Origin of the sequence: Clostridium sp. UBA3061, from assembly GCF_002367465.1 — a bacterium.
Classification (GTDB): Bacteria; Bacillota; Clostridia; order Clostridiales; family Clostridiaceae; genus Clostridium_J; species Clostridium_J sulfidigenes.
Genome location: NZ_DFCF01000002.1, coordinates 293,287 through 305,445 on the forward strand (window position 1 = coordinate 293,287; position 12,159 = coordinate 305,445).

The 12,159-nt window shown below is 27.6% G+C and carries 11 protein-coding genes; 10 read left to right on the forward strand and 1 reads right to left on the reverse strand.

Annotation, left to right across the window (positions count from 1 at the left end; genetic code table 11):
- Positions 1-53: 53 nt before the first annotated feature.
- The 4 genes from yeiL to B2P65_RS01515 all read left to right on the forward strand — a co-directional run bounded on the left by yeiL (position 54) and on the right by B2P65_RS01515 (position 5,929).
- Positions 54-734, forward strand: a complete 681-nt coding sequence (gene yeiL, locus B2P65_RS01500; protein ID WP_346847352.1) for a transcriptional regulator YeiL — start codon at positions 54-56, stop codon at positions 732-734.
- A gap of 496 nt (positions 735-1,230) precedes the next feature.
- Positions 1,231-2,205, forward strand: a complete 975-nt coding sequence (rsgA, locus tag B2P65_RS01505; protein ID WP_346879486.1) for a ribosome small subunit-dependent GTPase A — start codon at positions 1,231-1,233, stop codon at positions 2,203-2,205.
- 213 nt (positions 2,206-2,418) lie between these two features.
- The gene (locus B2P65_RS01510; protein WP_346847354.1) at positions 2,419-3,792 is read left to right on the forward strand and encodes an MATE family efflux transporter; all 1,374 of its coding nucleotides are present in this window, start codon (positions 2,419-2,421) and stop codon (positions 3,790-3,792) included.
- Positions 3,793-3,835: 43 nt separating this feature from the next.
- The gene (locus B2P65_RS01515; RefSeq protein WP_346879487.1) at positions 3,836-5,929 is read left to right on the forward strand and encodes a GGDEF domain-containing protein; all 2,094 of its coding nucleotides are present in this window, start codon (positions 3,836-3,838) and stop codon (positions 5,927-5,929) included.
- A gap of 108 nt (positions 5,930-6,037) precedes the next feature.
- Here the strand turns inward: B2P65_RS01515 and B2P65_RS01520 are convergent, their stop codons facing one another.
- Positions 6,038-6,946, reverse strand: coding sequence for a patatin-like phospholipase family protein (locus tag B2P65_RS01520; protein WP_346879488.1), 909 nt, complete (start codon positions 6,944-6,946; stop codon positions 6,038-6,040).
- Between the two features lie 356 nt (positions 6,947-7,302).
- Between B2P65_RS01520 and B2P65_RS01525 the strand changes: the two genes are divergently transcribed.
- The 6 genes from B2P65_RS01525 (at position 7,303) to aroE (ending at position 12,158) form a co-directional block, all read left to right on the forward strand.
- Entirely contained in the window at positions 7,303-7,956 is a 654-nt protein-coding gene (locus B2P65_RS01525) for a pentapeptide repeat-containing protein (RefSeq protein ID WP_346847357.1), read from the forward strand.
- Positions 7,957-8,021: 65 nt separating this feature from the next.
- The gene (gene yaaA / locus B2P65_RS01530) at positions 8,022-8,795 is read left to right on the forward strand and encodes a peroxide stress protein YaaA (protein WP_346847358.1); all 774 of its coding nucleotides are present in this window, start codon (positions 8,022-8,024) and stop codon (positions 8,793-8,795) included.
- A 162-nt stretch (positions 8,796-8,957) separates the two neighbouring features.
- A complete protein-coding gene (locus B2P65_RS01535; protein WP_346847359.1) occupies positions 8,958-9,863 on the forward strand; it encodes an alpha/beta hydrolase in 906 nt (301 codons plus the stop codon).
- Between the two features lie 64 nt (positions 9,864-9,927).
- Entirely contained in the window at positions 9,928-10,875 is a 948-nt protein-coding gene (locus B2P65_RS01540) for a patatin-like phospholipase family protein (RefSeq protein ID WP_346847360.1), read from the forward strand.
- A 154-nt stretch (positions 10,876-11,029) separates the two neighbouring features.
- Complete coding sequence (locus B2P65_RS01545) at positions 11,030-11,308, forward strand: chorismate mutase (RefSeq protein WP_346847361.1); 279 nt, start codon at positions 11,030-11,032, stop codon at positions 11,306-11,308.
- Positions 11,309-11,345: 37 nt separating this feature from the next.
- Positions 11,346-12,158 carry a shikimate dehydrogenase gene (aroE, locus tag B2P65_RS01550; RefSeq protein ID WP_346847362.1) on the forward strand — a complete coding sequence of 271 codons (813 nt, stop codon included), beginning with the start codon at positions 11,346-11,348 and terminating at the stop codon, positions 12,156-12,158.
- Position 12,159 lies beyond the last annotated feature (1 nt).

Below are 12,159 nucleotides of genomic sequence, written 5' to 3' on the forward strand. Positions count from 1 at the left end.
TTTAAGATGAGAAATAATTTTAATAAGTAATTTATATGATTTAGGAGATAAATATGAAGAAAATAAATAACTCAGAACTTATGAACACATATATAAATAAATACAATATTAATGATATCTTTACCAGTGATATGAGAGAATATATGGAATTATTTCACTTTAAGAGAAATGAATTTTTATGTAAAGAAGATGAGCCTATAGATTATTTATTCTTTTTTGTAGAAGGGAAGGCTAAAGTATATATTAGTTTAAAAAATGGTAAATCGCTTTTAATATGTTTTTATTATCCACTTATGGTACTAGGGGATTTAGAGCTAGTTAATTTTACAATGGCAACTACAAATATGGAAGTTATAGAAGAGGCCTATTGTATTGGCTTATCTTTTAAAAAGGTAAGAGAAAAACTACTTAATGATGCTAAATTTCTAAGATTTATTTGTAGTTCATTAGGCAATAAAATGGACACAGTTTCTAGGAATGGATCAATTAATTTACTATATCCACTGGAAAACAGATTAGCTAGCTATATAATGGCAACAAGGGAAGAAGGAAATAGAGTTGTATTTAATGAAACATTAACAGAAATTGCTGAGTTGCTAGGAACTAGCTATAGACATCTATTAAGGACTATAAATAATTTAATAAATAGGGAAGTATTAAAAAAAGACAATTACGGATATGAAATTATTAATGAAGAAATACTTAGAAGTTTAGCCGTGGATTTATATAAATAGATAATAAAGATGGACATATAAGCATTTTAAATTATATAAAATCCTAAAAATGAAAAATATTTATAGAAATTTGTCATTTAATTATTTACAAATATGTATATTTGATGTATGCTTAATATATGTATTGATATTATAAATATATAAATCGAATTTGAAAGGAGTTGTTGTATTATGATGAACAGAGAAAGATTAATATTAGATGAAGTATATACAGCCGCTCCAAATTTAAGATTTAAATGTTAGTTTCAGTGGATTAATATTAACAATTATATTCAGTTTAAAACCTTAGAAGTATAATAATATTATAATCCTAATTTTATAACTATATTTAATTTGAACTTATGCCTTGGAGTAGCCTAATCCAAGGTTTTTTTGTATGCAAAAATAAAGTTTTTTAACCAATAAGGTTATTATAAAAAAGCTAAAGGGCATAAGTTCAACGTCTTATTAAATGAAAATAAATTAAAGTATAAAGTTAGAAAGAGAGATTATATAGTTGAGAGAAAATAATATAAATGAATATTCAATAGGAAGAGTGTATGCTCAGCATAGAAATTTATACAAGATAATAACTGAAAAGGGAGAAATATCAGCTACCCTATCGGGGAAGTTACAATATGAATTAATTAATAAAAAGGACTATCCAGTTGTAGGGGATTGGGTTAATTATGAAGAGCTTGGTTATGGAGAAGGAATAATACATCAGATTCAAGAAAGAAAAACGCTTATTTGTAGAAAGGTAGCAGGAGTAAAAAGTGAAGAACAGGCTTTAGCTGCAAATATAGATAAGATTTTTATAACAATGTCTTTAAATAATAATTTTAACCTAAGAAGATTAGAAAGATATATTAATATAGCATGGGATAGTGGTGCTACACCTGTTATCTTATTAACTAAATTAGATTTATGTGAGGATTTAGAAGATAAATTATTATCCTTAGATCAGGTGGCATTAGGTATAGATAAGATAAGTGTAAGTTCTTTAACTGGTGAAGGTGTAGAGGTAGTAAGGAATATTATAAAAAGCGATGATACTGTAGTTTTTATTGGATCTTCAGGGGTTGGAAAATCTACTATAATAAATAAATTATTAGAAAAAGAAGTACAAATTACTAAGGAAGTTGATGAATATGACAAAGGAAGGCATACTACAACCCATAGAGAGTTGTTTGTGTTGCCAACAGGGGGAGCTATAATAGACACTCCAGGAATGAGAGAACTTCAGCTAAGTCAGGGAGACGTAGAAGCCACCTTTAAGGATATAGAAGATCTTGCATTGAAGTGTCACTTTTCAGATTGTAAGCATAAAAGTGAACCTAAATGTGCTGTTCAACAAGCCATTGAAAGAGGAGAATTATCTAAGGAGAGATTTATAAGTTATGAAAAAATAAAAAAAGAAATAGCTAATGAAGAAAAACGTAGAAAGGCTAAAGAGAGAATAAATGAAAGAAAAGCTAGAATAAGAAGATAGATGAAAATATGTATTTTGGAAGTTGATGAAATTTTCTAAGAGCATAAATAATTTTATTAATATATTCATAATAAAGAAATTTGCATTAATATATTTATTATTCTAAAATAACCATACATACCATGCACATTTGTAGAAATATGTATGGTTATTTTATATGTGAAATATGGTATAATTATTTTATTAAATTGGATTAATACGGAGAATATTTATATGAAAATAACTACAGATAAGAAATTTTACAGATTACTTTTTAGTATATCAGTACCCATAGCTATACAGAACTTAATTACTTTTGCAGTAAGTATGATAGATACCTTAATGGTAGGATCTTTAGGCGAAGTCCAATTATCATCAGTAGCTTTAGCAAATAATTTATTTTTTATTTTGATGATTCTACTTTTTGGACTAGCTAGTGGATCAAATATTATGATATCTCAATATTGGGGGAAGAAAGATGTAAATTCTATTCATAAGATACTTGCAATTATGTATAGAGTTTGTACTGTTATAATAATTATATTTATAGCCATAGCAGCACTATTACCAACACAGTTCATGAGTATATTTTCTAATGATATAGCTGTTATACAAGGTGGGGCTAGCTATCTTAGAATAGTCTGCATAGGATACATATTCTATGGTTTAACAAACTGTACAATAATGATGCTTCGTTCTGTAAAAACGGTAAAAATTTCAATGTTAGTATATAGTGTGTCATTGTTGGTAAATGCTTTTTTTAACTGGATATTTATTTTTGGAAAATTTGGATTCCCAGCATTAGGCATAAGAGGAGCAGCTATTGCTACCGTTATGGCAAGAATCACAGAATTTATAATAGTTATAATATTTATGATTTATTTTGAGAAGAAGATAAAATTACGACCTAAGCATCTATTAAAGGTGGATAAGGTTATATTAAAGGATTATGTATCTACATGTACACCAGTATTATTTAATGAATTGCTTTGGTCTACAGGCTCCTCTATGATTTCAGTTATTGTAGCAAAAATGGGAACAAGTACAGTAGCAGCTAATAGTATAAATGGAGTTGCACAACAATTTGTAACAGTGTTTATATTTGGATTATCTAATGCTGCAGCTGTTATTATTGGTAATACCATAGGTGAAGGTAAAAAGAATAAAGCCATGGAATATGCCTTTACAATAGGTGTATTTAGTGTAATTACAGGGCTTATTGCCAGCGGAATAATATATGTTATTAAGCCCGTAATAGTAAACTTCTACAATGTTCCACAAAGCACAAAATTAATTGCTATGGAAATCATGAGTGTAACCTCTATTATTGTTATATTCCAAGCTTTAGGAAGTAATATGATGATGGGAGTTCTAAGAGGTGGAGGAGACGCAAGATTTGTATTATTAAATGATATTATATTTATGTGGTGTGTAGCTATTCCAGGAGGATTCATAGCAGTAGATATATTAGGGTTACCAATAGTAGCTGTATTTTTTATAATTAGGTGTGATGAGATAATAAAATCTTTGGTTAGTATAGTAAGAGTAAGTAGTGGGAAATGGGTAAGAGATGTTACTAGAGATTTTGCCATAGAAGAAGAGGAATAATTAATACCTTATAACATAATAAAAATAGGGGGTTATGAAATCTATGTATAAAGATTCAAAAGAAGATGTACTAAATAGACTTAGGGAAGATTCAGATTACATAGACCAATTTATAGATTATATTAACGAACAGCTAGTAATTAACCTAGACAACGCTAAAAGTATATTAGATGAAGGTTTAAAAATATGTACTGAAAATGAAAATATCAAAGGAATAGCTTGGTGTAGTGGAACTATAGGGTGGTATTTTAATTATTCAGGTACATATGAAAAGGGAGTACAGTGGCTATTAAAAGCTAATACATTATTTCAAAGCATAAGTGATGAAAAAGGGAAATTATATGTATCAAATGGTCTTATGAGTGCCTACTTTCAATTAGGATTATGTGAATTGAGTACAAAATGGGGAAAGATTGCTTTGAAAATAGCAAAAGAAATAAAAAATGATAAGTTTTTTTTAATAATATTAAATAATATTTGTGTTAATTATCTAAATCTGGAAAAATATAATGAAGCTAAAAAAATTATAGATTCATTGCAAGACATACCTTATGGTTATAATGATAATTTGAAAATAAATATGTATAAAGTTATTGCTGAAATTGAATGTGAACTTGGCAATTTAGAAAATGCCATAAATTTTATTAATGAATCTATTGAAATTGGAGAAAAGCTGAATTATGAAATTATAAGAAGTGAAGCTTTAAGGATAAGGGGAAAAATTAATTTTAAGGCTGGCAATCAAAAGGAAGCAGAAGAAGATTATTCAGCTGCATTAGAGCATGCCACAAAGAGGGATTATTATGAAGTTCAAGCTAGCATATTAGAGTCTTGGGCTCAGAGTGATTTAATTAATAATAAATATGATGAAGCTATTAATAAGCTAGTAAAGGCATTAGAAATATGTGAAAAAAATAAATACGTACTAATTAGTAGAAATATATATAAACGACTGTATTTATCTAACAAGGAGATTAATAAATATAAGGAAGCATTAGTGTATTATGAGAAGTATGTTGAAATAAATAATGAATTGAACTGTATAACTAGTGAATTAAGTCTTGCTGATTTAGAAAATGAAAAGAATAAGCAAGAAGCAGCTATATTCAAGTCATTATATGATGACATTAAAGTAATATCAACTATAGGGCAAAAAATAACTTCAGATCTTAATTTTGATAATATATTAGAAAATATACATAAAGAAATATCAATGATTATTGATGCAGAAGTGGTTGGTGTTTCTACCCTTAAGGAATCAGAAGGGATTTTAGATTATGCACTATTTATAGATAGAGGAAATAAGCTGAATTTAAAGAATGTTCATATAGAAGATGAAACAAGCATAGGAGCTTACTGTGTTAGAAATAGAAGCACTATTTTAATTAATGATCTGTATAAAGAATATAAAAAGTATGTACCAACCCTTAAGGTAAAAGTAAGTGATAATAATACTCAATCAGCAATGTATTGTCCTTTAATTCTAGAGGATAAGGTTAGAGGATTTTTAAATGTACAAAGTTATAAGAAAAATGCATATACAGAAAATGATTTAAACAAATTAAAGATATTAGCATCCTATGTTGCTATAGCTTTAGAGAATTCCTGTCTTTATAATAGAACTAAATATTTTTCTTCTCATGATTTTTTAACGGGATTACTGTCTAGGATGGAAATATTTGAAAAGGGAGAAAAAATATTTAAGGATTGTCAAAGAGAACGAAAGAAATTAGCTGTCATAATGATAGATATTGATGATTTTAAATTAATCAATGATAAGTATGGACATAGTTATGGAGACGGTGTATTAAAAATGGTTGGAGGCATAATTAAAAATAATGTTAAAAATCATGGAGTTGCAGGGAGATATGGTGGGGAAGAATTTTTAGTGATTTTACAAGGTATAAGTGAAAGAAAGATTTATTCAATCTGTGACAATATAAGAACATCAATTGAAAGAGCTAATATATATTATAGAGAAAAATCTAAATTAAAAGTAACATCTAGCCTAGGTGTATTTATGTATTCAGGTAAAGAGAAGAGCATTGATCAATGTATTAATTTTGCAGATGAAGCATTATATATAGCTAAAGCTGAAGGGAAAAATAAACTTGTAAAATATGAAAATTATTCTTAGTTATATAAAGTTAGTTAATTAGAAAATGTACATAAAAATAAAAAAGTTATTCTATAATGATAAAAGGAATTATTATAGAATAACTTTTTATATTAAATTAATTCTGTACTAATGTAAAAAATTATTTTCTATAAATTTAAAGGTATCGGAAAGATCTAGATTGTCCACAGCATCTTTAAGTAATGGAACTTTTGAATAGTCATCAAGAGGAATTTTATATTTTAGTATAGGATTTATTCTAAAGTAGTTTGGACCGATAAGCTCTTTGCAATATAAGTCTTCTAGAGGTGTATCATTTAGTAGAATTGAAACCAAAGGTGTTTTAACATTACATTTTGGTCTGAGCATCCACTGGAGAGTACCCCAAGAAGATGTATCTGATTTTATTTGGTTAAGTGTTGAGCCGGTACCAATAGATAATATACGAAAATCAGATAGTGAATGTTTAGGCTTAAGGAGCTTCATTACGGAAATCATAGAGGCGGCTGTAGGATTATTTACAATTACACCTCCATCTATAAAGTTCTTGTATGAAGGGAAATAAGTAGGAGCGGCAGAGCTAGCTAAAGCCACATCTACAACCTTAGATGTGTATGTTGAACCACGAGAAAGGTTATTAAAAAATACAGATTGCCAGTTATCGGATGAAAAACCTTTTACATTAAAGGATGGGATGAATACATATTTTTCAAGATCCCCAAGGGTAAGGTCTTCTGTAAATACAGATAATATGACTTCTCTTAAGTTTTTATTATTAAATTTAGGTCTGAAAAGGTTAAGATGAGAAGGATAAAATATACTTTTTACAGTCTCATAGTTGTACAAGTTATCAACATAATTTCCATCCTTTCCAGAAGCTAGAGCTAAGGCTATTAAAGCACCTGTAGAAGTACCAGCAAATAAGTTTGTATACTTCAAGATATCAGGATATTTATTATAAATGCGTTTTAATATACGTGTGGATAGGGCACCACGAATTCCTCCACCATCAAATACAATAATTCTGAATGTAGACATTAGACACCTCCGTTGTAGCTTATATGATTATTGTATTAATGATTATGTAGGTATGTGAATATATTATTATCTGTTTTAAAATATCTTTGACTTATAAAGAAGCTAAGAACTCTGTTTATCCGATGACTACCAGCTCTAATACTCCCACCTTTTTCAAAGTGGAAGTAAAAGACCTGCTATGTCCCTGGATAACGATTTCTAAGCATCATAGAAGCTAAGAACTCTGTTTATGAAGGTTTTTGAGATTACCTGGGGAATATTTAAATATGATAGATAATAATTAGATTAAATGAAAACAGTGAAGGAGGGTGAAGATTAGCTATGTTAAGTATATATAGTACATAGCTAGAAGAAATATGGAAGAAAGAAAAGTAAAAAATGTATTATTACCTAAAATTACAGCAATAAATGAAGAGGTATATTCTTTAGAGAAGAATATAGATGATGAAGATTATTTTAATAATGTAATGATGCTTAATTGTGACATAAGTAATGAGTGTGCATCACATGTTGAATTTTCGGAAGTTATATTTAAAAATGTAGATTTTAGAAATGTAAAATTTCCTCATATTGAATTTATAGATGTAAAGTTTGAAAACTGTGATTTATCAAATTCTAATTTAAATAATGGAATTCTGCATAGGGTAGAAATGAAAAACTGTAAGCTTATAGGTATAGATTTGACAGATACAAATATTCAAAATGTCACATTAAATCAGTGTAGCGGTGACTATAGTAACATATCTTTCTCTACTCTTAAAAATGTAAATTTTATAGATTCGTCATTTAATAATGTAATATTTGAAAATAGTAAATTTAATAAAGTAAACTTTGAAAATGTAAGTATGAGGCAAATTGATATATCTAAGGCTATGGTGAAAGGAATTGATTTTAGAAATAGTGATATAGAAGGACTTATTGGAGATGTAAGAGATTTATATGGAATAGTAGTTACTCCAATGCAAGCACTATCGCTTTCGAGAATTTTAGGGATTGTAATTAAGGAATAGATGTATTAAAGAGACTGCCAGAGTAATGAATTTTAATTAGGATATTTAAAGTTAGGAGAAAACATATGATAACAATAATATCATCAGCTAAATCTTTAGATTTTGAAAAAGAAATATTTATAGATGAAAGTACCGAACCTGTATTTATGAATGAAGTAAGAGAATTAGTAGATATAATTAAAAATTACAATTTACAAGAAATAGCTAAGATAATGAAAATTAGTAATAAGTTATCAAAGGTAAATTATAATAGATTTCAATGCTTTTATGACCAACAAGTAAATACTAGACAGGCTATTTTTGGATTTAGTGGGGAAGTATATAGAGCTATAAATCCTTTTGAATATGACAGATCAAACATAGAGTTTGCACAAAAGCACATTAGGATTTTATCAGGTTTATTTGGGGTTTTAAGACCTTTAGATAATATAAAAGAATATCGGCTAGAAATGGCTACAAAGTTAAGAGGTATACCTGAAGAGAATTTATATAAATTTTGGACAAAAAAGATTACTCAAAATATAGTTCATGATTTAAATCTTAAAGAAGATAAGACAATTTTGAATTTGGCCTCTCTAGAGTACTCTAAATCCATAGATAAAAGTAAGCTAGATACTATTAATGTCTATGATGTTGAATTTAAAGAAAACATAGAGGGAAAATATAAGATTATAGGAACATATACTAAGAGGGCTAGGGGGCTTATGGTAACTTATATTGTTAAAAATAATATAGATAATATAGAAGATTTAAAGAATTTTAAAGAAGAAGGTTATTGCTATAATAAAGAATTAAGTAGCAATACTAAATTAGTTTTTACTAGAGAAAAAATGATTTAGGTCTATGACTTTAGTATTAAATAATGTGACATTATAAAAGAAATTAAAGGTGCATTAATTATAAAAAGTAGGGGATTACTAAAATATATAAAATAAAAACTTGTATTTTAAATACAAGTTTTTTTATTTTAAAACATTATAAGATGATAATAGGAGCAAATTATGATAATAGTTAATATATTAATTGTAATGACAGTACTTTTTATAATATTTATCAAAACTATAAATTGTTTATTTTATTATGCTACTCTTGGTAAAAAGCGTGATAAGATAGAAACCTTTAATAGTCTTTACACCATGGGATTATATTCTCTTGATGAGTATGAAAAGTTAAAATTGGAAGAGCTAATTGTACAAAGTAAAGATGGATATAAGTTAAAAGGATATTATCTAAACTGTAATTTACCTTCAAAAAAAATAATAATATTATTGCATGGATACTTGGTTGGCCACTACAGGTCTTGCCAATATATAAAGTTTTTTATAAAAGAAGGATTTAATATTCTTTTAGTAGATCAAAGAGGTCATGGTAATAGTGAAGGAACTTATGCTACCTATGGAAGATATGAGTGTGAAGATTTAGATTTATGGGTAAGCTGTATAAGACAAAAAGTTGGGGAGAAATGCTTTATAGGTGTACATGGACATTCTATGGGAGCTGCTACTGGTCTTATGTATTCAGTTTTAGGAAAGAATAAAATAGATTTTATAATATCGGAATCAGCTTATGCAAATGCAATAGAGGTTATAAAAAGAAAGTTAAATAAATACAAGATTCCATTTTTCCCTTTCTATAATCTCGCTAATCATAAAATAAAAAAAGTATGTGGCTTTTCTTTAGGAGAAATAAGTCCAATGGATATGGTAAAGGAAAGCAAAGTACCAATTATGTTCATTCATGGAGATGAAGATGAATTAATACCATGTTATATGTCTATGGAAATGTATGAAATTAAAAAGGGAATAAAAAGCTTATGTATAATTCCAAGAGCTAAGCATAATACTTGTTATGCCACTAACCAAGAGAAATATGAAAATGAAGTAAAAAACTTTCTTAAAATGATATAATAATAAAAAGTCGCTAATAAATATTTTAAAATCAAGATAATATTTTAATGGGGGATGAAGGGGAATGAGAGTAGGATTAGTATTATCTGGTGGAGGCGGAAAAGGAGCTTATGAGATAGGAGTATGGAAAGCTATAAAAGAGTTAAATATAGATAAATACATAAAAGTAGTTTCAGGTACTTCTATAGGTGCTATAAATGCAGCTTTATTTGCTCAAGATGATTTTGAAGAAGCTAAGAAAATGTGGCAAGAGGTTACTATAGAGAAGTTGTTACCAGTAAATAGTAAAGTCTTAATAAGGAAAGGCGTAACCCTCGCTATTGGTAGTAGAAACATGAATTTAGTAAAAAAATATATGACAAAGAAATTAGAGCAGGGTGATATTCCTAGGGATGGAGCTAAGGATATTATAGAGAAATATATAAATATTGATAAATTAAAAAAGTCAAATAAAATATGTTATGTATCATGTACTGAAATGCCGGAGTTCTCTGCTAAATATTTTAAAATAAATGACTATGAAGAAGAAAAGGCTAGAAGTATATTATTAGCAACGGCTTGTCTTCCTATGATATATGAAAGTGAAGAAATTGGTGGAAAGACATATTTAGATGGGGGACTAGTAGATAATACTCCTATAAAACCAGTATATGAAGAAGGGTGTGATATAATAATAGCTGTACTATTATCTAAAGAAGCTAAAATAAAAAGAGAAGATTTTCCAGATGCAAAAATCATAGAACTAATTCCTTCAGATATAGAAACAAAAATATTAGATGGATTATTAAATCTAGATGAAGAGTCTAAAAACAAGAGAATTCAAAGAGGTTACTATGATACAAAAAATCTTTTAGAACCTATTTTTGAAATGGCAAGATATCAATTAATCGAAGAATTAGAAAGACAGGCTATGGACAGTGAATTACAAGAATTTGAAGAAAAAAATAAGGAAAGTTGGATAGCTAGAAATACAAGAAGAATAAAGAGAAAACTTGGAATAAAAAAACTTTAATAAATATTATGTAAAGTAAAAATATATAGATAAAAAGATAGATTCCTATAGGAGTCTATTTATTTTTAGTGGAAATAATATATAAATAAGTGTTATTATATATTAGTAAAATTTAATTAATGTATATAGATAATTTAGAAAAGGGTGAATTGCAGTGAATGAATTAGAGCAATGTAGAAAAGAAATCGATGAGATTGATAAAGAACTTATAAATCTATTTGAGAGAAGAATGGATGTTGCTATAAGAGTAGCTAATTGTAAAAAAGAAAATGATTTACCGATATATGATGAGGAGAGAGAATCAAAGGTTATTAAAAAAAATGTAGACAATTTAAAAAATAAGAACTATGATTTATTAGCAAGAAGATTTTTCTTAAGCATAATGGAGTTAAGTAGAAGTTTGCAAGAGAGCATTATAAAAAAGCATAAGTAAAGTTATTTAAATTAATCATATATAAAGGAGTAATGTTATGGAGTTTTACGGCATACTAGGTGAGAAATTAGGACATAGCTTATCACCAAGAATACATAAGATAATATTTCAGGCTATGGAAGTAGAAGGTGCATATAAACTATTTGAAATACCTAAAGGAAATTTAGAAAAATTCATAGATGCACTTAAACTTTTAAAAATTAAAGGAGCCAGTGTAACTATTCCTTACAAGGAAGAAATTATTAAGTATTTAGATGAGATATCACCAGAAGCACAAAGGATAGGTGCTGTTAATACAATATCACTAGAGGATAATAAACTATATGGTTATAACACAGATTACTATGGCTTTGGATATATGTTAAAGGTATATAATGTTAAGATACAAGACTCAATAGCTGTAATTTTGGGAAATGGTGGAGCTACAAAGGCTGCTGTGTGTTATTTATTAGACAATGGAGCTAAAAATGTTTATATAGTAAGTAGGACACCAGAAAAAAATAAGGGAATAAATCATGAAAAAGTTCAACTAATAAGTTATGAGCAGTTAAAAGAAATTCAAGGAGATATGATAATTAATACAACTCCAGTAGGTATGTTTCCTAATGAAGATGCCACTCCTGTTAATGATACTATCATAAACAATTTTCAAACAGTTGTAGATATAGTATATAATCCATCAGAAACAAAATTTTTATTAAAGGGAAAAGAGTTAGGAAAAAAAGTTGTAGGGGGATTATCTATGCTCATAGGACAAGGCGTAAAAGCACAGGAAATATGGCAAAAGAATTCTATTGATGACCAAGTAATTAAAGATATATATGAAATTTTAAATAGAGAGTTTAGTTAAT

Bases quoted from the DNA above. Each gene is read 5' to 3' on its own strand.
- B2P65_RS01540 (WP_346847360.1), top strand. From the start codon at position 9,928: ATGAGAGTAGGATTAGTATTATCTGGTGGAGGCGGAAAAGGAGCTTAT.
- B2P65_RS01535 (WP_346847359.1), top strand. From the start codon at position 8,958: ATGATAATAGTTAATATATTAATTGTAATGACAGTACTTTTTATAATA.
- B2P65_RS01520 (WP_346879488.1), bottom strand. From the start codon at position 6,946: ATGTCTACATTCAGAATTATTGTATTTGATGGTGGAGGAATTCGTGGT.
- aroE (WP_346847362.1), top strand. From the start codon at position 11,346: ATGGAGTTTTACGGCATACTAGGTGAGAAATTAGGACATAGCTTATCA.
- yeiL (WP_346847352.1), top strand. From the start codon at position 54: ATGAAGAAAATAAATAACTCAGAACTTATGAACACATATATAAATAAA.
- B2P65_RS01515 (WP_346879487.1), top strand. From the start codon at position 3,836: ATGTATAAAGATTCAAAAGAAGATGTACTAAATAGACTTAGGGAAGAT.
- B2P65_RS01525 (WP_346847357.1), top strand. From the start codon at position 7,303: ATGGAAGAAAGAAAAGTAAAAAATGTATTATTACCTAAAATTACAGCA.
- B2P65_RS01510 (WP_346847354.1), top strand. From the start codon at position 2,419: ATGAAAATAACTACAGATAAGAAATTTTACAGATTACTTTTTAGTATA.
- yaaA (WP_346847358.1), top strand. From the start codon at position 8,022: ATGATAACAATAATATCATCAGCTAAATCTTTAGATTTTGAAAAAGAA.